The 23,626-nt window shown below is 72.3% G+C and carries 22 protein-coding genes; 9 read left to right on the forward strand and 13 right to left on the reverse strand.

What is annotated here, in order from left to right:
- Positions 1-102 precede the first annotated feature (102 nt).
- The 3 genes from NUT86_RS29835 to NUT86_RS29845 form a co-directional block, all read right to left on the reverse strand.
- Positions 103-879, reverse strand: a complete 777-nt coding sequence (locus NUT86_RS29835; RefSeq protein WP_274738432.1) for an SDR family NAD(P)-dependent oxidoreductase — start codon at positions 877-879, stop codon at positions 103-105.
- A gap of 60 nt (positions 880-939) precedes the next feature.
- Positions 940-1,749 carry an Fpg/Nei family DNA glycosylase gene (locus tag NUT86_RS29840; protein WP_274738433.1) on the reverse strand — a complete coding sequence of 270 codons (810 nt, stop codon included), beginning with the start codon at positions 1,747-1,749 and terminating at the stop codon, positions 940-942.
- Between the two features lie 133 nt (positions 1,750-1,882).
- Positions 1,883-6,658: an Lhr family helicase gene (locus NUT86_RS29845; RefSeq protein WP_274738434.1), complete on the reverse strand. Its 4,776-nt coding sequence runs from the start codon at positions 6,656-6,658 to the stop codon at positions 1,883-1,885.
- A 125-nt stretch (positions 6,659-6,783) separates the two neighbouring features.
- On the opposite strand from NUT86_RS29845, the gene NUT86_RS29850 reads away from it, so the two are divergent.
- From NUT86_RS29850 to NUT86_RS29860, 3 genes are all read left to right on the forward strand, one after another.
- Positions 6,784-7,665: an AraC family transcriptional regulator gene (locus NUT86_RS29850; protein WP_274738435.1), complete on the forward strand. Its 882-nt coding sequence runs from the start codon at positions 6,784-6,786 to the stop codon at positions 7,663-7,665.
- A 112-nt stretch (positions 7,666-7,777) separates the two neighbouring features.
- Positions 7,778-8,626, forward strand: a complete 849-nt coding sequence (locus NUT86_RS29855) for an AzlC family ABC transporter permease (RefSeq protein WP_159485864.1) — start codon at positions 7,778-7,780, stop codon at positions 8,624-8,626.
- Positions 8,623-8,931, forward strand: coding sequence for an AzlD domain-containing protein (locus NUT86_RS29860; protein ID WP_274738436.1), 309 nt, complete (start codon positions 8,623-8,625; stop codon positions 8,929-8,931). Before NUT86_RS29855 ends, NUT86_RS29860 begins: the two co-directional genes overlap by 4 nt.
- A gap of 3 nt (positions 8,932-8,934) precedes the next feature.
- On the opposite strand, the gene NUT86_RS29865 is transcribed toward NUT86_RS29860, so the two are convergent.
- Entirely contained in the window at positions 8,935-9,855 is a 921-nt protein-coding gene (locus NUT86_RS29865) for a hypothetical protein (protein ID WP_159485862.1), read from the reverse strand.
- 77 nt (positions 9,856-9,932) lie between these two features.
- Between NUT86_RS29865 and NUT86_RS29870 the strand changes: the two genes are divergently transcribed.
- Together NUT86_RS29870 and NUT86_RS29875 are read left to right on the forward strand one after the other, a co-directional pair.
- Positions 9,933-10,127 (forward strand): DUF3046 domain-containing protein, encoded by a 195-nt coding sequence (locus tag NUT86_RS29870; protein ID WP_018092932.1) that lies wholly within the window; start codon positions 9,933-9,935, stop codon positions 10,125-10,127.
- A 115-nt stretch (positions 10,128-10,242) separates the two neighbouring features.
- Complete coding sequence (locus NUT86_RS29875) at positions 10,243-11,481, forward strand: AI-2E family transporter (protein ID WP_018092931.1); 1,239 nt, start codon at positions 10,243-10,245, stop codon at positions 11,479-11,481.
- Between the two features lie 145 nt (positions 11,482-11,626).
- Here NUT86_RS29875 and NUT86_RS29880 read toward each other — a convergent pair whose 3' ends face one another.
- The gene (locus NUT86_RS29880; protein ID WP_159485860.1) at positions 11,627-12,100 is read right to left on the reverse strand and encodes a carboxymuconolactone decarboxylase family protein; all 474 of its coding nucleotides are present in this window, start codon (positions 12,098-12,100) and stop codon (positions 11,627-11,629) included.
- Between the two features lie 374 nt (positions 12,101-12,474).
- On the opposite strand from NUT86_RS29880, the gene recA reads away from it, so the two are divergent.
- Both recA and recX read left to right on the forward strand, forming a co-directional pair.
- Positions 12,475-13,596 carry a recombinase RecA gene (recA, locus tag NUT86_RS29885; protein WP_159485858.1) on the forward strand — a complete coding sequence of 374 codons (1,122 nt, stop codon included), beginning with the start codon at positions 12,475-12,477 and terminating at the stop codon, positions 13,594-13,596.
- Between the two features lie 6 nt (positions 13,597-13,602).
- Entirely contained in the window at positions 13,603-14,259 is a 657-nt protein-coding gene (gene recX / locus NUT86_RS29890; RefSeq protein ID WP_018092928.1) for a recombination regulator RecX, read from the forward strand.
- Between the two features lie 128 nt (positions 14,260-14,387).
- Here the strand turns inward: recX and NUT86_RS29895 are convergent, their stop codons facing one another.
- The 8 genes from NUT86_RS29895 to NUT86_RS29925 all read right to left on the reverse strand — a co-directional run bounded on the left by NUT86_RS29895 (position 14,388) and on the right by NUT86_RS29925 (position 21,002).
- A complete protein-coding gene (locus tag NUT86_RS29895; RefSeq protein ID WP_274738437.1) occupies positions 14,388-14,774 on the reverse strand; it encodes a rhodanese-like domain-containing protein in 387 nt (128 codons plus the stop codon).
- On the reverse strand, positions 14,771-15,313 hold the full coding sequence (locus tag NUT86_RS29900) for a cysteine dioxygenase (protein WP_018092926.1): 543 nt from the start codon (positions 15,311-15,313) through the stop codon (positions 14,771-14,773). The genes NUT86_RS29895 and NUT86_RS29900 overlap by 4 nt, the downstream gene beginning before the upstream one ends.
- Before the next feature lie 78 nt (positions 15,314-15,391).
- Complete coding sequence (locus NUT86_RS40500; protein ID WP_311044721.1) at positions 15,392-15,478, reverse strand: putative leader peptide; 87 nt, start codon at positions 15,476-15,478, stop codon at positions 15,392-15,394.
- Positions 15,471-17,279, reverse strand: a complete 1,809-nt coding sequence (locus tag NUT86_RS29905) for an FAD-dependent monooxygenase (RefSeq protein ID WP_274738438.1) — start codon at positions 17,277-17,279, stop codon at positions 15,471-15,473. Before NUT86_RS29905 ends, NUT86_RS40500 begins: the two co-directional genes overlap by 8 nt.
- Positions 17,280-17,464: 185 nt before the next feature.
- Positions 17,465-18,400, reverse strand: coding sequence for an amino acid ABC transporter permease (locus NUT86_RS29910; protein WP_018092924.1), 936 nt, complete (start codon positions 18,398-18,400; stop codon positions 17,465-17,467).
- Between the two features lie 73 nt (positions 18,401-18,473).
- Positions 18,474-19,121, reverse strand: coding sequence for an amino acid ABC transporter permease (locus NUT86_RS29915; RefSeq protein ID WP_018092923.1), 648 nt, complete (start codon positions 19,119-19,121; stop codon positions 18,474-18,476).
- 130 nt (positions 19,122-19,251) lie between these two features.
- Positions 19,252-20,160, reverse strand: coding sequence for a glutamate ABC transporter substrate-binding protein (locus NUT86_RS29920; protein WP_026170224.1), 909 nt, complete (start codon positions 20,158-20,160; stop codon positions 19,252-19,254).
- Positions 20,161-20,216: 56 nt separating this feature from the next.
- The gene (locus NUT86_RS29925; RefSeq protein WP_018092921.1) at positions 20,217-21,002 is read right to left on the reverse strand and encodes an amino acid ABC transporter ATP-binding protein; all 786 of its coding nucleotides are present in this window, start codon (positions 21,000-21,002) and stop codon (positions 20,217-20,219) included.
- Between the two features lie 280 nt (positions 21,003-21,282).
- Between NUT86_RS29925 and NUT86_RS29930 the strand changes: the two genes are divergently transcribed.
- Both NUT86_RS29930 and NUT86_RS29935 read left to right on the forward strand, forming a co-directional pair.
- Positions 21,283-22,023: a response regulator transcription factor gene (locus tag NUT86_RS29930; RefSeq protein ID WP_018092920.1), complete on the forward strand. Its 741-nt coding sequence runs from the start codon at positions 21,283-21,285 to the stop codon at positions 22,021-22,023.
- A gap of 16 nt (positions 22,024-22,039) precedes the next feature.
- Positions 22,040-23,455: a sensor histidine kinase gene (locus NUT86_RS29935; protein ID WP_148590066.1), complete on the forward strand. Its 1,416-nt coding sequence runs from the start codon at positions 22,040-22,042 to the stop codon at positions 23,453-23,455.
- The last annotated feature ends 171 nt before the right edge of the window (positions 23,456-23,626 follow it).

The following is a 23,626-nucleotide window of genomic DNA, read 5'->3' on the forward strand; positions in this document are numbered from 1 at the left end:
TGCTGCCGGTGCACTGCGTTCCGCGGGCGAGGCGGGACTACGGGAACTCTCCTCGCGCCATGGCACGGGCGGGCCTGCGGGTCCGGGCGGGCCGGAAGGCGCTCACCAGGGCATGGCGACGCCACCGTTCGGGCGGAGGACCTGGCCGGTCATGAAGGACGAGGCGTCCGACACCAGATGCAGCACGGTGTGGGCGACGTCCTCCGGCTCTCCCACCCGCCCCAGCGGTGACATCCGGATCATCGGCCCTTCCGCCTGCTGCTGAGCCTCCGCGGTGTGGCGGTCGGTCATCGCCGTACGGATCCAGCCCGGGGCGACGGCGTTGACGCGGATGCCGTGCCGGCCGACCTCGGTGGCCAGGGTCTTGGTGAGCTGGACGACGGCGGCCTTGGCGGCGCCGTAGGAGAGCAGCCCCGGGGCGCCGGTGTCGATCGCGCCGGAGGCCATGTTCACGAGGGAGCCCGGGGTGGCGGTGGCGATCATGGCGCGTGCGGCCTCCTGGCAGCCGTACAGCACGCCTTTGAAGTTGGTGTTCCAGACCCGGTCCAGATCCGCGTCCTCGGTCTCCAGGACGGGGGCGGAGTGCATGATTCCGGCGATGTTCGCCATCACGTCGAGGCGGCCGGTGGTACTGCGGGCGGCGTCGACGACGGCGGCGACCTGGTCGCGCCGGGTGACATCGAGCCGATGGGCGTGTGCGGAGCCCTCTGCCGCGGTGATGGCCGCGGCGGTCGCCTTCGCGCCCTGTTCGTCGAGGTCGGCGCAGTGGACGGTGGCTCCGGCCGTGGCGAGGAGGGTGGCGGTGGCGCGGCCGATACCGCTCGCCGCGCCGGTGACGAGCGCGGTGCGGCCCGTGAGGTCGTACGCCGGGAGAGGCATGGTGCGAGGGTAGGGAGAGATCTGACGGGGCGTCAATTGGTGTGCGGGAGGTGCTTCGGGTCAGCCGGCGCGGTGGCCGTCCGGTGGGTCCGGCTGGCAGGCGGGACACCAGTAGGTGACGCGTTCCTCGGCGGTGGGGTCCTGGTCAGCGGTGCGGACCTCGGTGCCGCAGCGCAGACACGGGCGGCCGGCCCGGCCGTAGACCCACAGCCGTCGGTCGGGGCGGGCGCTGGGCGTGGTGATACGGGCGGGGCGTCGCTTATTGGCTTCGAGGAGCTTCTTGGCGAGCGTGGGCACACGTTCCGGCCGGGGCAGCGCGCTCAGCGGGAGCCAGGGCGAGGCGCCCAGCAGGAAGCACAGCTCGGATTTGTAGACATTGCCGATCCCGGCGAGATTGCGCTGGTCGAGCAGGGCCTCGCCGAGGGGGCGCTCCGGGGTGGCGAGCAGCCGGCGCAGGGCTTCGGCGGGGTCCCAGTCCGGGCCGAGGAGATCGGGTCCCAGATGGCCGACGACCCGGGACTCGTCGGCGGTGCGCAGTAGATCGAGCACGGGGAGGCGGTAGCCGACGGCGGTGTGGTCCGCGGTGCCGAGGATCGCCCGGATCTGGTGGGCGGGGCCGCCGCGCCAGCGCTCGGCCGGGGCGTAGATCTTCCATGCGCCGTCCATCCGCAGATGGGAGTGGAGGGTGAGACCGCCCTCGAAGCGGGTGAGCAGGTGCTTGCCGCGGGGGAGGACGTCCAGCACCCCGCGGCCGGTCAGATCCACCGTCGCCAGCTGGGGGACGCGCAGATCGCAGCGGGTCAGCGGACCACCGGTCAGCGCGTCGTGGAGCCGCTGGGCCAAGCGCCAGACGGTGTCACCTTCGGGCATGCCACCATCATGCCGGGAGCCGGGAGCCGGGAGCCGGGAGCCGGGAGCCGGGAGCCGGGAGCCGGGAGCCGGGAGCCGGGAGCCGGGAGCCGGGAGCCGGGCCTGGGCAGGGCAGGGCAGGGCGTCGTTGCGGTCACCCGCGCAGGCGCAGCCCCCGTGGGGTCGGGTGGAAGCCGGCGGTCTCCAGGATGGCGGCGAAGGGGGAGGTGAGGGCCGCGGTGCCGTTGATGCGTTCGGTGGTGATGGTGCCCAGGGCGCCCGCGCGGGCGGCATCCGTGAGTGCCTCGACGGCGAGCTGGAGGCGCGGGTCCATGGCGGCCCGGTCAGGTTCGTGGCCGAGCGGCCAGAGGAGCAGGGTCTTGCCGCCGCGCTCCATGTAGAGCGTCAGCTCACCGTCGACGAGGACGACCAGGGAGCCCGCCTTGCGGCCGGGCTTGTGCGTCGAGCCCTCGGGCGGCTCGGGCCAGGGCAGGGCGGCGCCATAGGCATTGGCGGGGTCGGCGGCGGCGAGGACGACGGCGCGCTGCGGGCCGCCGCGCCGGGACTGCGCCGGGCCGCTGTCCGGCAGTGCGTCACCGGCGGTGCGCTCCCGCTGGGTGCTGACCGCGCGCAGCCGGTCCACCGCGCCGTCCATCGCGAACTGGGCGGCGCCCAGCCCCTCCACCACATAGCCGCGACGGGCCTGACCGGACTCCTCGAAGGCGGCCAGCACCCGGTATGCGGCGGAGAACCCGCCCTCGACCCCCTCGGCGGCGACCGCGCCCCGGGTGACGATGCCGTGCCGGTCCAGGAGCGCACGGGCCAGGGCATGCGCGCGGTGGGTGGGGTCCGGCTCGGCGGTGGGCAGGAGCGACCAGCGGCCACCCACCGTCGGCGGACCGGAGCGGGAGGCGGTGGGCCGGCCGCCGCGGCCCGCGGCAGCGGTGAGGGAGCCGTACCGGCCCCGGGGGACGGCGCGGCGGGCGCGGTGGGCGGTCGAACCGGCCGTACGGCCCGAGCCGAGGAGGGCGCGCAGCGGGGCGAGGGTGTCGTTGGTCAGCCGGCCCGACCAGGCCAGGTCCCACAGCGCGTCGGCCAGTTGCGGATCGGTGGCGTCCGGGTGGGTGGTGGCGCGGACCTGGTCGGCGAGCTGGCGGAAGAACAGGCCGTATCCGGGGGCGAGGGCGGTCAGCAACGACTCGTGCAGCGCGGTCAGTTCCAGCGGGAGCGGCGGCGGGAGCAGCAGCGGGGCGGAGTCGGCGAGATGGAGGGAGAGCCAGCCGTCCTTGCCGGGGAGCGCACCGGCGCCGGCCCACAGCACCTCACCGGTGGCGGTGAGCTCGTCCAGCAGGGCGGGGGTGTAGCCGCCGACGCGGGACGGCAGCACCAGCTTTTCCAGGGCGGAGGCGGGCACCGGAGCGCCCTGGAGCTGCTCGATGGCGCGCACCAGGCCGTCGATGCCGCGCAGGCTGTGCGAGGCGCCGCCGAGCGGTGCCGGCATCCCGCCGGCAGCCGGTGCCGGGCGCGGTGCGCTGACGTGCTGCCACTGGGGGAGGAAGGCGGCGAGCGCGGCGGGCGGCACGGGCTCCAGCTCCTCGCGCAGTGCGGCGAGGGAGCGGCGGCGCAGTCTGCGCAGCACCTGGGCGTCACACCACTCCTGGCCGATGCCCGCGGGGTGGAACTCGCCCTGGACGACCCGGCCGGCGGCGGCGAGACGCTGCAGCGCCCCGTCGGTGACGGCCGTGCCGAGGCCGAAGCGGGCGGCGGCCTGCTCGGAGGTGAACGGGCCGTGGGTGCGGGCGTAGCGGGACAGCAGATCGCCGAGGGGGTCCTTGACCGGTTCGGTGAACGACTCCGGGACACCGACCGGCAGTGCCGTGCCCAGCGCGTCACGGAGCCGGCCGGCGTCCTCGACGGCGGCCCAGTGGTCGGCGCCGGCGATCCGCACGGAGAGGGCGCGGCGGGTGGCGGCCAGCTCCCGGGGCCATGCCGGGTCCGCACCGCGCTCGGCCAGCTCGGCGTCGGTCAGCGGCCCCAGCAGCCGCAGGACGTCGGCGACGCCCTCGACGTCCTTGACGCGCCGGTCCTCCGTCAGCCACTGCAGCTCACGCTCCAGCTCGGCCAGCACCTCGGCGTCCAGCAGCTCACGCAGCTCTGCCTGGCCGAGCAGCTCGGCGAGCAGCCGGGAGTCCAGGGAGAGCGCGGCGGCGCGGCGCTCGGCGAGGGGGGAGTCGCCCTCGTACAGGAACTGGGCGACATAGCCGAAGAGCAGCGAGCGGGCGAACGGGGACGGCTCGGGGGTGGTGACCTCCACCAGGCGGACCCGGCGGGCTTCGAGGTCCCCCATCAGCTCCGCCAGACCCGGGACGTCGAAGACGTCCTGGAGGCATTCGCGGACGGCTTCCAGCACGATCGGGAAGGACCCGAACTCGCTCGCCACCTGGAGGAGTTGGGCGGCCCGCTGGCGCTGCTGCCACAGCGGGGTGCGCTTGCCGGGGCTGCGCCGCGGCAGCAGCAGGGCACGGGCGGCGCATTCCCGGAACCGGGAGGCGAACAGCGCGGAGCCGCCGACCTGGTCCGTGACGAGCTGGTCGACCTCGCCCTGGTCGAAGGCGACATCGGCGGCCCCCACGGGGGACTGCTCGGGGTCGTACTCCGTGCCGCGGCCGAGCGGGCCGGCGGACGGGTCGAAGCCGCCGTCGCCGTCGAGGAGATCGAGGCCCATCAGATCGGCGTCGGGCAGCCGCAGCACGATGCCGTCGTCGGCGTGCATCACCTGGGCGTCCATGCCGTAGCGCTCGGCGAGACGGGCGCCGAGGGCCAGCGCCCAGGGGGCGTGGACCTGCGCACCGAACGGGGAGTGGATGACCACCCGCCAGTCGCCGAGCTCGTCGCGGAACCGCTCCACGACGATCGTGCGGTCATCGGGGACATGGCCGCAGGCCTGCTTCTGCTCGGCGAGATAGCCCATCACATTGGACACCGCCCAGTCGTCCAGCCCGGCGGCGGACAGCCGGGCCCCGGCGTCCTCCGGCGCGAGCGAGCCGATCTCGCGGAGGAACGCGCCGAGCGCGCGGCCCAGTTCCAGGGGGCGGCCCAGCTGGTCGCCCTTCCAGAAGGGCAGCCGCCCCGGCACCCCGGGGGCGGGGGTGACCAGCACCCGGTCACGGGTGATGTCCTCGATGCGCCAGGACGTCGTGCCGAGCGTGAAGACATCGCCGACGCGGGACTCGTAGACCATCTCCTCGTCGAGTTCCCCCACCCGTCGCCCGCCCCCGCCCTTCCCGGAGTCGCCGCCCGCCAGGAACACCCCGAACAGGCCGCGGTCGGGGATGGTGCCGCCGGAGGTGACGGCCAGCCGCTGGGCCCCGGGGCGGCCCGTGACGGTGTGCGCGACGCGGTCCCACACCAGGCGCGGCCGCAGCTCGGCGAAGGCGTCGGAGGGGTAGCGGCCGGCGAGCATGTCCAGCACGGCCGTGAACGCCGACTCGGGAAGGGAGGCGAACGGGGCGGCCCGCCGGACCAGGGCCAGCAGCTCCTCGACGTCCCAGGTGTCCATCGCGGTCATGGCGACGAGCTGCTGGGCGAGGACGTCCAGCGGATTGGCCGGCACCCGCAGCGCCTCGATGGCGCCGGAGCGCATCCGCTCGGTGACCACGGCGGCCTGCACCAGATCGCCGCGGTACTTGGGGAAGACGATGCCCGTCGAGACCGCGCCGACCTGATGCCCGGCCCGGCCGACGCGCTGCAGCCCGGAGGCGACCGAAGGCGGCGACTCCACCTGGACGACCAGATCGACCGCGCCCATGTCGATGCCCAGCTCCAGACTGGAGGTGGCGACCACGGCCGGCAGCCGGCCCGCTTTCAGGTCCTCCTCCACCTGGGCGCGTTGTTCCTTCGACACCGAGCCGTGGTGGGCGCGGGCCAGCAGCGCCGGCGCGCCCTTGGCGGCACCGGCCTCGGCCATCAGCTCCGCGGGGGAATGGTGCTCGGGCAACGCCTCACCCGTGGTCCGCTCGTAGGCGATCTCGTTGAGGCGGTTGCACAGCCGCTCCGCCAGACGGCGGGAGTTGGCGAAGACGATCGTGGAGCGATGGGCCTGGACGAGATCGGCGATCTTCTCCTCGACCTGCGGCCAGATGGACGGCTTCTCACCGGTGTCGCCCTCCTGGACGGGCGAGCCGCCCAGCTCGCCCATGTCCTCCACCGGGACGACCACCGAGAGATCGAAGCGCTTCCCGGACGGCGGCTGGACGATCTCCACCCGGCGCCGCGGCGACAGATAGCGGGCCACCTCCTCCACCGGGCGGACCGTCGCCGACAGCCCGATCCGTCTGGCCGGGCGGTCCAGCAGCTCGTCCAGCCGCTCCAGGGACAGCGCCAGATGCGCCCCGCGCTTCGTGCCGGCGACGGCATGGACCTCGTCCAGGATCACCGTCTCGACGCCCGCCAGCGCCTCCCGGGCCGAGGACGTCAGCATCAGGAACAGGGACTCGGGGGTCGTGATGAGGATGTCCGGCGGGCGGTTGGCGATCGACCGGCGCTCGGCGGGCGGGGTGTCCCCGGAGCGGATGCCGACCGTGATGTCCGGCTCCGGCAGCCCGAGGCGGACCGACTCCTGGCGGATGCCCGTCAGCGGACTGCGCAGATTGCGCTCGACGTCGACGGCCAGTGCCTTCAGCGGGGAGACGTACAACACCCGGCAGCGCTTCTTCGGCTCGGCGGGCGGCGGGGTGCTCGCCAGCGCGTCCAGCGACGCGAGGAAGGCGGCGAGCGTCTTGCCGGAGCCCGTCGGCGCCACCACGAGGACGTCGGAGCCCGCGCCGATCGCCCGCCAGGCGCCTTCCTGCGCGGCCGTGGGCGCGCTGAACGCCCCGGCGAACCAGCCGCGGGTCGCGGCGGAGAACGAGTCGAGCGCTGCCTTGGCCATGTTCCCCATCGTGCACCGGACCACTGACAACGCGGTCCCGCACGCCGCGACGGCCGGGCCCTCCCCGGCCGTCCACGCTGCGGACGCGCAGGTCGGCGGCCACCCGGCGGACGCACAATGGCGGCATGGTCATGGTCAGCGGGGAGCAGGCGGCCGGCGGCGGGCCCGGTGCGGCCGCCGTGCCGCGGGCGCGCGGTGAGTGGGCGCGCCACTGGCGCTACGACGGGCTGCCCGGCCTCGACCTGCTGCGTGCCCGCTACGTCCGGCACTCCTTCCCCCGTCACGCGCACGACGGCTATGTCGTGTGCGCGGTGACGGCCGGCATCGAGGAGGTCGGGCTCCGGGAGGGCACCGTCCGGGCGGGCCACGGCGGCGTCATCATGCTCAACCCGGAGGTCGCGCACACCGCCCGGGCGGGCGTGCCCGAGGGCTGGGCCTACGCCACGCTCTACCCGTCCTACGAGGTCGTCGCGGAGATCGCCGAGGAGACCACGGCCCTGCGCGGCACCGCGGGGTTCGACCGGACGGTCGCCGAGGACCCGCAGCTCGCCGGCGTGATCACCGAGATCCACCGGGCCGCCGAGACCGGCAACGCGCTGGCCGCCGACAGTCTGCTGCGGATCGCCGTGGCCCGGCTGCTGCGCCGCTACGGAGGCCCGCTCCCGGCGCGTACGCCTCGCACCGCGGGAGCCCGGACCGCCGCCCGCGCCCGGGCCGTCCTGGAGGAGCGGATGGCCGACCCGCCCTCCCTGGAGAGGCTGGCGCAGGAACTCGGTACCGGCCCGTTCGCGCTGCTGCGGGCCTTCAAGGGCGCGTACGGCATGCCGCCGCACACCTGGCTCACCGACGCCCGGGTGCGCCGGGCCCGCAGGCTCCTGGAGGCGGGCCACACGCCCGCCGATACGGCCGTCGCCGTGGGCTTCACCGACCAGCCGCATCTGAACCGGCACTTCACCCGGATCGTCGGCGTACCGCCCGGCGCGTACCGGAGGGAGCGCTCGGCCTAGGGGCGGGCGGTACGGGAGGGGGACGGGCCCTGTGAGCGCCGTGCGGCGGTGCGTGCCCCGGGCGCAAGAACGTACAAGACGTGCGAGGTCGCCGGACCCTAGGGTCCGGGACGTGCCAGAACAGACAGAGATACGCACCACGGAGCGGGCCGCGCCACCGCCGCCGGCACCGCCCGCGACATCCGACGCCGCCGTCATCAGGGACGCACTCGGCGTCGGCGTCGCCGTCGGCCTTTCCGGATTCGCCTTCGGTGTGACGTCGGCCGGCGTCGGGCTCAGCCTCCTGCAGACCTGCGCGCTCAGCCTGCTGGTGTTCACCGGTGCCTCACAGTTCGCCCTGGTCGGCGCGCTGGCGGCGGGCGGCAACCCGCTCACCGCCGCGGCCGGCGCGTTCTTCCTGGGCGCCCGCAACGCCTTCTACGGGCTGCGGCTGTCCGCCGTCCTCGGGTACCGGTCCACGGTCAAACCCTTCGCCGCCCACTGGGTCATCGACGAAACCTCGGCCGTCACCCTGGCCCAGCCCGACCGGCGCACCGCCCGTCTGGGCTTCACCGTCACCGGGCTGACCCTCTACGTCCTGTGGAACCTCACCACCCTCGTCGGTGCCCTGGGTGCCGAGGCGCTCGGCGACACCGAGGCCTGGGGACTGGACGCGGCCGGCCCCGCGGTCTTCCTGGCGCTGCTGGCGCCGATGCTCAAGGACACCGTGGAACGGGTCGCGGCCGGTCTCGCCGTGGTGCTGGTCATGGTGACGCTGCCGCTGCTGCCCACCGGTGTACCGGTGCTGATCTCGGCACTCGCCGCACCCGCCGTCCTCGTCGTCCAGGGGCGCCGGGAGCGGGCGAAGGAGGCCGGCACGGCGCAGGAGCCGGGCGCCGTCCCGGCCGGCCCCGCCGCGCCGCCCGCGCGCCCGGACGGGGCCCCCGACAGCCGCACCGCCACAGAGGAGGACCGGGCATGAGCGTCTGGATCGCGATCGCCGTCACCGCCGTCGGCTGCTACCTGGTCAAGTACCTCGGCCTGGCGGCGCCCGCCGGCGTTCTGGAGCGCCCGCTCGTCAAGCGGCTGGCCGCGCTGCTGCCGGTGGCCCTGCTGGCCGCGCTCACCGCCCAGCAGACCTTCAGCGACGGCAGCCACCTGATGCTCGACGCCAAGGCCGCGGGGGTGGCCGCCGCGACCGTCGCCCTCGTCCTGCGGGCGCCGTTCCTCCTGGTCGTCGGCGTCGCCGTGGCGGTCACGGCAGGGGTGCGGGCCCTGGGAGGGTGAGCGCTAGAGGGGACGCCCGTACGCCCGGAGGGTCAGCAGCGCCCTGAGCGTCACCATGGGGCGGCTCTCCAGGGCCGTCCCCGGTGCCCACACCCGCCAGTTGACCGGCCAGCCGCCGTCCTCCTCCTGGAGTGCGACGAGGTGGTCCAGCGCCCGCTCCATCTCCTCGTCGGTGAACCAGTCGCGGGCCAGTGAGCCGGGCGCGGGCGCGAAGTCGTACGCCAGGTGGTGTTCCCCCGGGGCGTACCCCGGCGCCACCGGGACGTCCGCGGCCTGGTCCGGGTCCAGCAGCACCAGACGCCGGTCCCGTACCAGCCGGCCGAGCCGCTGCGCCGCCGCGGCGGCCCGCGGCCGGTCCGGGGCGCCGTCCAGGAAGGCCACCGCCGCCTCGACCTCGTACGGGTGGGTCTCCTCCATCGACTCCACGGTCGCCCAGCAGTAGTCCGTGGCCCGGAACAGCCAGGCGTGCCACACCTCGTTACGGTGCAGGACGCCCACCACGGGACCGGTGGCCAGCAGCGCGCTCGGCGGATCGTCGACCACCGGGATCCAGGGCGCGGCCGGATAGCCGCGCAGCGAAGGGTGCAGCGCTGGCAGCGCGCCCTCCGGGGTGGAGATCTTCGTCAGATAGCGGCAGATCCGCTCCACCTGGCGGCCGTCGCACCGCCCGATCAGATCGAGGACCTTCAGGGCGTGCGCGGTGTGCAGCGGCTGGCTGACCGGGCCACGGAGATCGGGCTCCAGCGCGTGGCCGAAGCCGTCGTCGTCATTGCGGTACGCGGCGAGCGCGGTCTCCACGGGGTCGGCCCCGCCGCCGAGGAAGTGGTACTCGAAGAGCCGCTGCTCGAGCACCCGGGCGGTCAGCCAGACGAATCGCTCGGCACGCGCCAGAGGAGTCGAAGGTGAGCTTACGTTTTCGGCCATGGGCTGACCGTAGGGCGGTTTCCCCCCGGTGGCACCGGCTCGCGACCGCTGCCCTCCCAGGGCGGGATACTGAAGGCATGCGGTTGACGGTCTTCTGGCAGCGGATGGCGGATCACTTCGGTGCGGCGTATGCCGACTCCTTCGCGCGCGATCATGTGATGTCCGGCCTCGGCGGCCGGACCGTGCACGAGGCACTGGACGCGGGGTGGAGCGCCAAAGAGGTGTGGCGGGTGGTCTGCTCGGTCATGGATGTGCCGTCCGACAAACGATGAACGGTGCTGTCGCAGGGCTCTGACCTGGGCGGAAGAGGGCGCGATGGCCGGGAATCGCCGCTCGGGGCACGGCCCCGGACCGGGAGTGTCATGACCGTACGCGACACTTGGCTCCGTGCCCGAGTCAGATGAGATCACCAGCAACGACGTCCCACGCTCCGAGGACCGGACCGATGCGCGGATGCCGCGCTGGCTGCCGCGCGCCATGGTGCTCGCGCTCGCCCTGGTGGCCTGCTTCCAGCTCGCCACCTGGGGATTCCACCAGCTGATCAACCTGCTGCTGAACGTGCTGATCGCGTTCTTCCTCGCGCTGGCCGTCGAACCGGCCGTCGACTGGATGGCCGCCCGGGGCATGCGGCGCGGCCTGGCCACCGGTCTGGTCTTCGTGGGCATCCTCGGCGTCGCGGCCGGATTCTTCGCACTCCTGGGCTCCATGCTCGCCGGCCAGATAACCAACATGGTCGAGGAGTTCCCGCAGTACCTGGACTCCGTGATCAGCTGGGTCAACAACACCCTGCACACCCATCTCTCACGGGTCGAGGTGCAGAACAACCTGCTCAAGTCGGACTGGCTGCAGAAGTACGTCACGGACAGCGCCAACAATGTGCTGGCCGTCTCGGCGACGGTGCTGGGCAGCCTGTTCAACCTTCTGACGGTGGCCCTGTTCTCCTTCTACTTCGCCGCCGACGGCCCCCGGCTGCGGCGCACGCTGTGCTCGGTGCTGCCGCCGCACCGCCAGACGGAGGTGCTGCGCGCCTGGGAGATCGCGGTCGCCAAGACCGGCGGGTATCTCTACTCGCGCGGACTGATGGCGCTGATCTCCGGTATCGCGCACTATGTGCTGCTGGAGGTCCTGGGAGTGCCGTACGCCCCGGCACTGGGCATATGGGTGGGCCTGGTCTCCCAGTTCATCCCGACCATAGGGACCTATCTCGCGGGCGCCCTGCCCATCCTGATCGCGTTCACCGTCGACCCCTGGTACGCCCTGTGGGTCTTCGGCTTCGTGGTGATCTACCAGCAGTTCGAGAACTACGTCCTCCAGCCGCGGATCACCGCCAAGACGGTGGACATCCATCCCGCCGTCGCCTTCGGCTCGGTCGTCGCCGGGACGGCCCTGATGGGCGCGGTGGGCGCGCTGATCGCGATCCCGGCGACGGCGACACTGCAGGCCTTCCTCGGCGCGTACGTGAAGCGGTACGAGGTCACCGACGACCTGCGGGTGCACGGCAGGCGCGGGCGCGGCGTCAGGGCCCTGGCCCGTATGCGGCGGAACCTGCACGACGTGCAGCCGTCGGCTCCTCTGGAGGACCGGAAGGCGGACGGCACCCAGGCGGAGGGCGAGGAGGTCCGCTGACGGAGGGGCGCACCACCGGAGGGCAGGGCGGCGTTCGTACGGGGCGGACCATGGCGACGCCCCGGGACCCGGAGAGGGGTCCCGGGGCGTCGCCATGGCACAGCCGCGAGGGCGGCGGCAGTCCGGCTGGGCCAGGCTCTCCGGATCAGGCGAACTGGCCGGGCCGGTAGTCGCCGGCGGGCTGCTGGATGATGACGTTCGCCCGGTTGAAGGCGTTGATGAGGGCGATCGCGCACACCAGGGCGGCCAGCTGCTCCTCGTCGTAGTGCTTGGCGGCGTTCGCCCAGGCCTCGTCCGTGACCCCGCCGGCCGCATCCGCGATGCGGGTGCCCTGCTCCGTCAGCTCCAGCGCGGCCCGTTCGGCCTCGGTGAAGACCGTGGCCTCCCGCCACGCCGCGACCAGGTGGAGGCGTACCGAGGTCTCCCCGGCCGCGGCGGCGTCCTTGCTGTGCATGTCGGTGCAGAAGCCGCACCCGTTGATCTGACTGGCGCGGAGCCTCACCAGCTCCTGCGTCGCGAGCGGCAGCGTCGAGTCCTCGAGCACCTTGCCCGCCGCGATGATGTGCTTGAAGACCTTGCCCACGGTCGGGCTGCTGAAGGCGTCCAAACGGGCATTCATGGTGATCTCCTCTGCGTTTTTGATGCTTGCACCCCCATGACGGCCCAGCTCGGCAGGATGTGACATGAACGCCTGACCTCTGTCTTCCCTCCCGCCACGGCGGGGCCGGGCGACGGCGTTCACGGCCCCCTGCCGAGAGGCCACGACAACGGTCAACCTTTGACGGCACGGGACGGCGCTCCCCGTCGGCGACGTACGGGTGATGCCGCTTGACACCAAAATCGAACATCCATTCTCATGGGAGATCCGGCCTCTGTTCTCGGGCTTTTCGCGGAGTTATCCACAGGCCGCAGCCGGGTCCGGGCGCATTGTCAGTGGCAGGCGTTAGCGTCATGGACGTGAAGCGATCGACTCAAGCAAATCGGGTGGAACCCATGGCAGGCACTGACCGCGAGAAGGCGCTGGACGCCGCACTCGCACAGATTGAACGGCAATTCGGCAAGGGCGCCGTGATGCGCATGGGGGAGCGGTCGAAGGAGCCCATCGAGGTCATCCCCACCGGCTCCACCGCCCTCGACGTCGCGCTCGGCGTCGGCGGCCTCCCCCGCGGCCGCGTCATCGAGGTCTACGGCCCGGAGTCCTCCGGTAAGACGACCCTGACCCTGCACGCCGTCGCGAACGCCCAGAAGGCCGGCGGCTCCGTCGCGTTCATCGACGCCGAGCACGCCCTCGACCCGGAGTACGCCAAGAAGCTCGGCGTGGACACCGACTCCCTGATCCTGTCCCAGCCGGACAACGGCGAGCAGGCGCTGGAGATCACGGACATGCTGGTCCGCTCCGGCGCGCTCGACCTCATCGTGATCGACTCCGTCGCCGCCCTGGTGCCGCGGGCCGAGATCGAGGGCGAGATGGGCGACTCCCACGTCGGCCTCCAGGCCCGGCTGATGAGCCAGGCACTGCGCAAGATCACCAGCGCGCTCAACCAGTCCAAGACCACCGCGATCTTCATCAACCAGCTCCGCGAGAAGATCGGCGTGATGTTCGGCTCGCCGGAGACCACGACCGGTGGCCGTGCGCTGAAGTTCTACGCCTCGGTGCGCCTCGACATCCGCCGCATCGAAACCCTCAAGGACGGCACGGACGCGGTCGGCAACCGCACCCGCGTCAAGGTCGTCAAGAACAAGGTCTCCCCGCCCTTCAAGCAGGCCGAGTTCGACATCCTCTACGGCCAGGGCATCAGCCGCGAGGGCGGCCTGATCGACATGGGCGTGGAGCACGGCTTCATCCGCAAGTCCGGTGCTTGGTACACCTACGAAGGCGACCAGCTCGGCCAGGGCAAGGAGAACGCCCGCAACTTCCTCAAGGACAACCCGGATCTCGCCAACGAGATCGAAAAGAAGATCAAGGAGAAGCTCGGCATCGGTGTGAAGCCGCAGGACCCGGCGGTGGAGCCCGGCGCGGACGCCGCGGTGGCGGCGGCCGAACCGGCTGCCGCGGCTCCGGCACCGGCGGTCAAGGGCGCCAAGGGTTCCAAGGCCGCCGCGGCCAAGAGCTAGCCCGCCATGACGCGGCGAACGGAATGGCCGGGCAGCGAGGACGAGACCCACAGCGCTGCCGGCGACGCCGAGACCCGTAGCGGCCGCAGGGGCCGTCGTGGCCGTGAGGACAGCGGTGGCCCCTCCTCGTCGAGGGCCGAGTCGGGGCCACCGCGTACGCCCGAGGAGCAGGCGCGGGCCATCTGCCTGCGCCTGCTCACCGGGAATCCGCGTACGCGCAAGCAGCTCGAGGACGCCCTGCGCCAACGGGGCATCCCCGAGGAGGCCGCGGAAGAGGTGCTGTCCCGCTTCGAGGACGTCGGCCTGATCGACGACGCGGCCTTCGCCGACGCCTGGGTGGAGTCCCGCCACCACGGGCGCGGCCTGGCCCGCCGTGCCCTGGCCCGTGAACTACGCACCAAGGGGGTGGACTCCGCCGTCATCGAGGTGGCCGTCGGCCGCCTCGACTCCGAGCAGGAGGAGTCCACCGCCCGCGAGTTGGTCGATCGCAAACTGCGCGCCAGCAGAGGCCTGGACCGCGAAAAGCGCCTTCGCCGACTGGCCGGAATGCTGGCCCGCAAGGGGTACCCGGAGGGCCTCGCCCTCCGCGTCGTCAAACAGGCGTTGGAGGAGGAAGGCGAGGACCCGGATCTCCTGGAGGAGCACTATCTGCCGGATGCATGAGGGGCGGCGGCGAGGACAACGACAACGTCCTTGCCGCGGGTGCCGGGTGCCGGGGCCGGGTGCGGGTGCGGGCGCAGAGGCCGGGCAGCCCCACCGTCACCCCACAACCTCAGCCCCCACCCCCAAGCTCAACTCCCAAGCTCAACCGCCAACCCAGCCCCCCGCCAAGCCTGGAACCCGCCCGCCAGGTCGGTTGCCCGGTGCAGTCCCAACTGGCGCAGGGAGAGCGCGGCAAGGGTCGAGGCGTAGCCCTCGTTGCAGATGACCACGACCGGGAGGTCGTGATGTGTCGCTTCCGCGGCGCGGTGGTCGCCCGTCGGGTCGAGCCGCCATTCCAGCTCGTTGCGCTCGACGATCAGCGCGCCGGGGATGGTGCCGTCGCGATCCCGCAGCTCCGCATAGCGGATGTCCACCAGCAGCCCGCCCGCCTCCTGGACGGCGGCGGCCTCCTGGGGGTCCACCCGGTGCCCCAGCTCGCGCCGGGCCTGCGCCAGCAGCGCGTCGATCGCGCTCATGCCCACTCCTCCGGCTGCTCGACCGCTTCGAGCCGCAGCACCGGCCCGGTGCGGCTGTAGCGGCGCATCAGCGGCAGCGGCGGGTAGTAGGCGTGCACCGACACCGCATGGGTGTCCGCGGAGAGGTTGAGCACCTGGTGCACATGGTGCGGGCCGAACGCCCGGCCGCGCCCGTCGCTGAGCCGGCGCTCCCGGTCCACGCCGTCGGCGAGTTCCAGGGTCTTCCAGCCCTCGGTGGGCAGTGCGGCGGCGAGCGACTGTTCCGTCAGCTCACCCGCGGCCGCCGCGAAGGCGCCGCGCGAGCCGCCGTGGTCGTGCCAGCCGGTGCCGGTGCCGGGCGGCCAGCCGATCAGCCAGGCCTCACTGCCGCCCGGTCCGTCCAGCCGGATCCAGGTGCGGCCTTCGGGGTCGAGGGGGAGTGAGGCGACGAGGGCCGGGTCGGTGGCGGCCCGGCGGGCGAAGTCGAGGAGTTCGGAGGCGCTGGGCCCGCCGTCATGGCCGGTGGCAGGCGGGCGCGCAGGGGTGTCTACGTCGGGCACGGAAACCGTCCTGAGTGATCGCGAAGAGGCGCGGCTGCCGGACAGGGGCGGGCGGCCGCGCGGGGAAGGAGATGCGGATCAACAGGACGGACGACACATGCAGCCCGCATAGCGGACCAGGTCGAGATGGACCCTCCGCCAGAATCGCGAGCTGTGATCAGTCACTCTCGGAGTGAAGCATGGAGCTTCCCACAGGGTCAACCGTGGAAGCCTCCTCCTCTCCGGCCTCGCCGCCCCCGGACGCCGCCGCGTCCCCGGACCGCCGGGCCCGGCCGGACCCGGTCACCGGCCCGTGTGCCCCGCCCCGCACCGCGTTCGCGCACGCCGCCATCTCGGCCGGACGGACGCCGGACAGCGCGGTGACCAGATGGCCGTCCGGCCGCACGAGCAGCACGGTGTGCGCGGCCGCGCCCGGGTAGGCCTCGGTGACCAGGACCTCGGCGTCCATCGGCAGTGCGTCGACCGCGTCGGCCAGCTGGGGCATCAGGCCCGCCGACTGCCAGTGCCGACGGTCCCAGACGCCGGTGCCGGGGGCCACCAGCACCACCAGCAGCCCACGCCCGAGCCGGTCGCGCAGCCGTACCACCGCGCCGTCCGACGCGGTCACCGCCACATCCGTGACCGGTGCGCCGGGCGGCGTCTCGACGAGGAGGCCGCCGCTCTGCCCGTCGGGCGGCGCCAGCGGGGTGCGGGCATAGACCGGTGGTGCGCCGAGCGGGCCGCGGCCCAGGTGGCCGTCGGTCAGCAGGGTGCTGCGGCCGCGCGCCGCGCCCGGAAGGACCGTCCGCCAGCGGACCGCGCGGCCGTCCCGCAGCAGCGGCAGCGCCTGGTCCGCCGCGCGCAGCCGGGCCGCGACCGCGCCCCGGCGCTCGGCCTGGTAGCTGTCGAGCAGCACGTCGGACGCACCGTGATGCCAGGCCAGCCCCAGCTTCCAGGCGAGGTTCTCGGCGTCCCGCAGCCCCTCGTCCAGGCCCTGGGTACCGAGCGCGCCCAGCAGATGGGCGGCGTCCCCGGCAAGGAAGGCGCGGCCCTGCCGCCAGTCCCGGGCCAGCCGGTGGTGGACGGTGTGCACACCCGTGTCGAGGAGTTCGTAGGGCGGGACCAGCCGGCCGTGGCCGCGTCCCCGGGGGAGCGCGCCGTCGCCCTCCGTGCCGGTCTCGTCGGCCGGGCCCGCCGGGGACTCGCTGGTCCAGCCGGCCAGCGAGTCGCGGATCCGGGCGACCAGGGCGTCCGGTGTGACGAGTTCACGCCCGGGCGGCAGCAGCCAGTCCAGCCGCCAGACATGGCCGGCCAGCGGGCGGGCGGAGACCTCGCTGCCCGGTCCGCCGCCCTGCCGGGGCGGAGAGCGGTGCAGCAGGGCCTCGCCGGGCCAGGGGAGCTCGCAGCGCAGCGCGGCCACCGCATGCCGTTCGACGGCCGTACGGCCCGGGAAGCGGACATCCAGCAGCTTGCGGACGGTCGACCGGGGGCCGTCGCAGCCGATGAGGTAACTCCCGCGCCACCACGTCCCGTTGGGGCCGCGGGTGTGGGCGCTGATGCCGTGCTCGTCCTGTTCGAGATCGGCCAGCCGGCTGCCGGTGACGACCTCGGCGAGCTTCTCGTGGGCGAGTGCGGTGCGCAGGGCGCGGGTGAGCGCGTGCTGCGGGAGGTGGACCGGGGACGCGGTGGCGGGGGTGGCCGCGCCGTCCGGGGTCCGCGGGGCGAAGGCGACGCGTTCCCGCAGGCGCCGGCGGCGCATGGTGCGCCAGGCCGTCCAGTGGGTGCCGGCACTCTCCAGGGTGTCGGCGCAGCCGAGCCGGGCGACGAAGGCGGCGGTGTCCGGGCGGAGCACGACGGTGCGGGCGGGCCGGGTTTCCTCCTGGCCGGTGGTCTCGTCGAGGACGACGGTGGGGACGCCGAGGCGGGCGAGGGCGAGCGAGAGGGAGAGGCCGACCGGGCCGGCCCCGACGACGATCACCGGGTCCACGGCGCAGCTCCCCGGGGCCGCTGGTACGTACGGGACATGCGGGAACTGGCAGTTGGAGCCCGGTGCGTGATCACACAGCGTATGCAACCCACTGCGACCGCTCGCGTCAAGTGACGGAGGCGGTGGCGAGGGTGCCACCGCCTCCGGACGGATCGATATCGGCCGCGGGGCGGCCTGCTGTGCCGTCAGTCCTTCGTGCCGGCCGCTCCGTCGGGCGTCGCGTCGGCGGCCTCCATCGCGTCGGCGGCCGTGACCGGCTCGCCGGCCGTGGCGACACCGATGCCCGTCTTGGCCCGCCGGCCGCGCCGCTCGATCCAGTTGGCGAGGGCGGACAGCGCCAGGCACATCGCGACGTAGATGGTGCCGATGACGATGATGAACGGCACGTAGGTGTCATTGCCGTTGACGATGATGTTGGTGCTCATCTGGCGGGCGGTGAAGAGCAGTTCCTCGAAGGTGATGATGTAGCCGAGGGAGGTGTCCTTCAGGGTGACCACGAGCTGGCTGATGATCGTGGGCAGCATGGCCCGCACGGCCTGCGGGATCAGCACGGTCGTCATGACCTGCGTCTTGCTCATGCCCAGGGCGTACGCGGCCTCCCGCTGCCCCGTGGGCACGGAGTTGATGCCGGCCCGCAGCACCTCGGCCTGCACCGAGCCGTTGTAGACCGTCAGTCCGATGACCAGTGCCCAGAACTGCGGCTGGTCCCCGGTCAGACCGATGGCCTCCCGGTTGGTCAGCAGGATCACCCACAGCGCGTAGATGGTGATCAGCAGCGGAACGGCGCGGAAGAGCTCGATGAACCCGGTCGCCAGCCAGCGGACCGGCTTGTGGTCCGAGAGCCGCGCCACCGCGAGCAGCACGCCCAGCAGCAGCGACAGCACGGCCGCGACCGCGAAGACCTGAAGCGTCGTCAGCACACCGTCGCGGATGTTGGTCCGCACACCGGCGTTGTTGAAGATGTTCCACACCTCGGGCGCGAGCTGGCCCTCGGTGTTCAGCCGCATCACCACGAAGGCGATCAGCCCCAGCACCGCGAGCGAGCCGACAACGCTGTAGACGAGGTTACGTGCCTTCGCCTTCGGTCCTGGTACGTCGTAGAGAACGCTGGCGCCGCTCATGCCCTTACCTCGCTTTGTTCCGCCCCGCCTGCGCGTGGCACCCACGTCGTGCTGATCCGCCCCTCGCGTCCGTTCATCGGGCGACCGCCATACGGCGCTCCAGCAGCCGGAAGAGGGCGCTGAGGGCGAAGGTGATGATGAGGTAGGCGAGCGCGGTCCACAGGAAGATCCAGGCGATCGCGTATCCCTTGTCGTTGAGCAGCTTGGAGACGTTGAACAGCTCGCCGTAGCCGAACGCTCCGGCGATCGCGGAGTTCTTCGTCAGCGCGATGAAGATGCTGCTCAGCGGGGGCAGTACGGTCCGGGTGGCCTGCGGGAGGACGATCTGGCCCAGTGTCTGGGTGAACGTCATACCGAGGCTGCGCGCGGCCTCCGCCTGTCCCAGCGGCACGGTGTTGATGCCGGACCGCACCGCCTCGCACACGAAGGAGGAGGTGTAGAAGCCGAGTGCCAGCGTGGCCAGCACGTACGGGCTCGCGCCCTGGAAGAGGACCTGCGGTACGACGAAGAAGGCGACGAGGAAGAGCAGCGTCAGCGGTGTGTTGCGCAGCACCGTGACCCAGGCCGTCCCGAAGGCGCGCAGCGGCGGAATCGGAGAGACCCGGAACCCGGCTATGAGCACGCCGAGTACCAGCGCGAGCAGGGCGCTGGACGCGGTGATCGCCAGGGTTCCGAGGAATCCGTCCCGGAACTCGGGCAGATAATCGAGGAGTACGTTCATGGGGTCTCCGCGGTAGCGGTCATCGGGTCGACGGCGGGAAAAGAGTCAGCGGCGGGCGAAGGCACTGCGCCCCGTACGCCCGCCGCGGCGGGCGTACGGGGCGGCAGAGTCCGGTCGGTCCGCGAGCGCCTCAGTAGCGGGGCAGCGGCGTTTCCGGGGCGACGAACTTCGACCCGGACTTGCCGAGCGTGCCGTCGTACGCCTTCTTGTAGTCACCGTTCTTGATGTGGTTCTCCAGCGCATCGGTGATCGCGTTGCGCAGGGCCTTGTCGTCCTTCTTCATGCCGACGCCGTAAGGCTCCTTGGTGAAGGACTTGCCGACGACCCGGAGCTTCTCGGGGCGCTGTGCGGCGTAGCCCTTGAGGATCGCGTCGTCGGTGGTGACCGCGTCGACCTGGCCGTCCAGCAGGGACTTCACACAGTCCGAGTACTTGGACTGCTCGCTGGTCTTGGCGCCGTACTTCTTCTTCTTGATCTCCTGGAGCGGAGTGGAGCCGACGATCGAGCAGACCTCCTTGCCCTTGAGGGTGTCGGGTCCGGTGATCTCCTTCTCGTCCTTGCGCACCAGGAGGTCCGCGCCGGCCGTGTAGTACGGGCCCGCGAAGCCGACCTGCTTCTTGCGCTCGTCGTTGATCGTGTAGGTACCGACGTAGTAGTCGACCTGGCCGTTGGAGATGGTGGTCTCACGGACGTTGGAGTCGATCGTCTTGAACTCGATCTGCTTCTCGGAGAAGCCGAGGTCGGCGGCGACCATCTTGGCGATCTCGATGTCGAAGCCGGAGTACTTGCCGGTGGTGTCCTTGAACCCCAGGAACGGCTGGTCGGCCTTGACGCCGATGACGATCTTCTTGGCCTTCTGCGCCTTCTTCAGGACCGCCGAGTCGATCTTCGGCGCCGAGGCGACCTTGTAGTTGCCGCTGAAGACATCGCCGCCGGCCGGCTTGTCGCCCGCCGCACCCTTTTCGCCGCCACAGGCGGTCGCCGTCGCCGCCAGCGCGAGCACCACCGCACCGGCCGCAGCCGTCTTACGAATCCTCATGGTGAACATCCTTTGGTTCAACAGGTGTTGGCAATGATGGTGGCCCAACTGCGGCCTCAGTGATGGAGGATCTTCGACAGGAAGTCCTTCGCGCGGTCACTGCGCGGGTTGTTGAAGAACTGGTTCGGCTCGGCCTCTTCGATGATGCGGCCGTCCGCCATGAAGACGACCCGGTTCGCTGCGGAGCGCGCGAACCCCATCTCATGGGTGACCACGACCATCGTCATGCCGTCCCGGGCGAGCTGCTGCATGACGTCCAGCACCTCGTTGATCATTTCCGGGTCGAGCGCGGAGGTCGGCTCGTCGAACAGCATCACCTTCGGGTCCATCGCCAGCGCGCGGGCGATCGCCACACGCTGCTGCTGACCGCCGGAAAGCTGTGCGGGGTACTTGTCCGCCTGGGTGCCGACACCGACCCGGTCGAGCAGGGCGCGGGCCTTCTTCGCGGCTTCCGCCTTGTCTGTTTTGCGGACCTTTATCTGGCCCAGCATCACGTTTTCGAGCACTGTCTTGTGCGCGAAAAGGTTGAAGGACTGGAAGACCATGCCCACATCGGCGCGCAGCCGGGCCAGTTCGCGGCCCTCCTGCGGCAGCGGCTTGCCGTCGATCGCGATGCTGCCGCTGTCGACGGTCTCCAGGCGGTTGATCGTGCGGCAGAGCGTCGACTTGCCGGAGCCCGAAGGCCCGATCACGACGACGACCTCGCCGCGGTTGATCGTCAGGTCGATGTCCTGGAGCACGTGCAGCGCGCCGAAGTGCTTGTTCACGTTGTCCAGCACGACCAGCTGGTCCCCTGCCGGCGCGGGACCCTCGGCGTTCTTGGTCACCGATACTTCGCTCATCGGCGTGTAGCTCCGTCCTCCTCGGTTGGGGAGGACCCTAGTAACGCCCTTCGACCAGCGTCATTACATCTGAGGGGAACTTGAGCATAACGATCCGGCTGCGGCGGGACGGCCGTGTGCGCGGCGCGGCTCCCGCGGTGGACACACCGCCATGGTGGTGTCCTGGGCGTACCGGCTGGGTAACGGATGGCGGCGCGGAGGTGGCCGCCTCTTGACGCGTAGGCCTCCTATCGCCGTAGATGCCCTGTGGCCTGTACGCACGCACCCGGGAGGAGGCCTGATGAGACTGCTGCTCGTCGAGGATGACGATCATGTGGCCGCGGCCCTGTCCGCGGTGCTCGCCAAGCACGGCCTGGCCGTCGTGCACGCGCGCAACGGCGAGGACGCGCTCAAGGCCCTGCTGCCCGACGACGCGGAGCCGTTCGCGGTGGTGCTGCTCGACCTCGGGCTGCCCGACCAGGACGGCTTCGAGGTGTGCGGCCGGATCCGCAAGCTCTGCGCCACCCCCGTCATCATGGTCACCGCGCGGTCCGATGTGCGCTCCCGCATCCACGGGCTCAACCTCGGCGCGGACGACTATGTCGTCAAGCCGTACGACACCGGTGAGCTGCTGGCCCGTATCCACGCGGTGAGCCGGCGCACGGCGCCCGGGGGCGGTGAGCAGCCCGCCGAGGAGGGCACCGCCGAGGAGGCGCTGTGTCTGGGCGCGGTCACCGTCGAACTCTCCACCCGCCAGGTGTCGGTGGACGGTGCCGCGGTCCCGCTCACCCGCAAGGAGTTCGACCTGCTCGCCCTGCTCGCCCAGCGCCCCGGTGTGGTCTTCCGCCGGGAGCAGATCATCAGCGAGGTGTGGCGCACGAGCTGGGAGGGCACCGGCCGGACGCTGGAGGTGCATATCGCCTCACTCCGCGCCAAACTGCGCATGCCCGCACTGATCGAGACGGTGCGCGGCGTCGGCTACCGCCTGGTCGTCCCGGCCGCCGGCCCGGGGGTGCGGACGTCCGCCGCCCCGGCCTCCTGAAGGCCGCCGCGACCAGGTGCGCACCCGACTCCTCCCGCTTCTCATCGTCCTCATGGCCGGTGTCCTGCTCGCGCTCGGCATCCCGCTCGGCGTCATCACCGCCGGGGTGGAGCAGCAGCGAGTGGTCGTCGACCGGATCGACGACGCCGCCCGCTTCGCCTCCCTCGCCCAGTTCGTCACCGCCCGTCCCGACGCGGACGCCCGGAACAAAACCCCGGAGGAGGACGAGCGGCGCGCCACCCTCCGTACCGAGCTCGCGCGCTACTACGGCCTCTACGGCATACGTGCCGGTGTCTTCTACCGCGATCGCACCCCCATGGCCGCCGCACCTGCCGGTCTGCCGGTACCCCAGGACGGTGAGGCCGCACGGGCCTTCAGCGAGGCGCTGGCCGGCCGCCGCAGCCATGACCCGCACCAGGTCTGGCCCTGGGACGACACCGGCCGCATCCCGGTCGCCTCACCGGTGATCCGCGACGGCGATGTGGTCGCCGTCGTCATGACCGACTCGCCCACGGACCAGATGCGTGCGCATGTCCTGCGCGGCTGGCTGCTGATCGCGGCCGGCGAGTGCGCGGCCATGCTCGTCGCCGTCGCCGCCGCCTTCCGCCTCACGGGCTGGGTGCTGCGGCCCGTACGGGTCCTGGACGCGGCCAGCCACGACATCGCCACCGGCCGGATGAACGCCCGCGTCGCCGCCACCGCGGGCCCGCCCGAACTGCGCCGGCTGGCCCGCTCCTTCAACGAGATGGCCGACAACGTCGAGGACGTCCTGGAGCAGCAGCGCGCCTTCGTCGCCGACGCGTCCCACCAGCTGCGCAACCCGCTGTCCGCACTGCTGCTGCGGATCGAGCTGCTGGCCCTCGAACTCCCCGACGGCAACGCGGAGATCGCCTCGGTCCGCACCGAGGGCAAACGGCTGGCCCGGGTCCTGGACGATCTGCTCGATCTGGCCCTCGCCGAACACACCGCCGCCGACCTCCAGCTCACCGATGTCGCTGCGCTGGCCGCCGAACGCGTCGACTCCTGGCGCCCGCTGGCCGACGACAAGGGCGTCGGCCTCACCTACGAGGGGCAGAGCGCCGTCACCGGCTGGGCCGACCCGGTGGCCCTCTCCAGCGCCCTGGACGCCGTGATCGACAACGCCCTGAAGTTCACGCCGGAGGGCCGTCCGGTCACCGTCGGCGTCGCACCGGACGGCGAGCTCGTTCACGTCACCGTCGCCGACCGCGGCCCCGGCCTCACCGACGACGAGCTCTCCCGGGTCGGTGACCGTTTCTGGCGCAGCGGCCGGCACCAGAACGTCTCCGGCTCGGGACTCGGCCTGTCGATCACCCGTGCCCTGCTCACCGCGGGCGGCGCCACCATCGCCTATGCCCCGCACCCGCCGCACGGCCTGAAGGTCACCGTCACCGTGCCGCGCACCGAGCCGTGAGGGGAGCCGTGCGGGGCGCTGGACAGCCCGGCCGACTGTGCTAACGTGAACGGCGTTGCAGTTGTGGTACCCATGAACTTTGTGCGCGCCCGGTGGCTGGAAGCCCCGGGCGTTCCTTGTTATCCGGACCTGTTCCGGTGTGGGGCAATCATCTCGGCGACGAGGAGGCCG

This window comes from Streptomyces sp. G7(2002) (genome assembly GCF_028870195.1).
GTDB lineage: Bacteria > Actinomycetota > Actinomycetes > Streptomycetales > Streptomycetaceae > Streptomyces > Streptomyces nigrescens.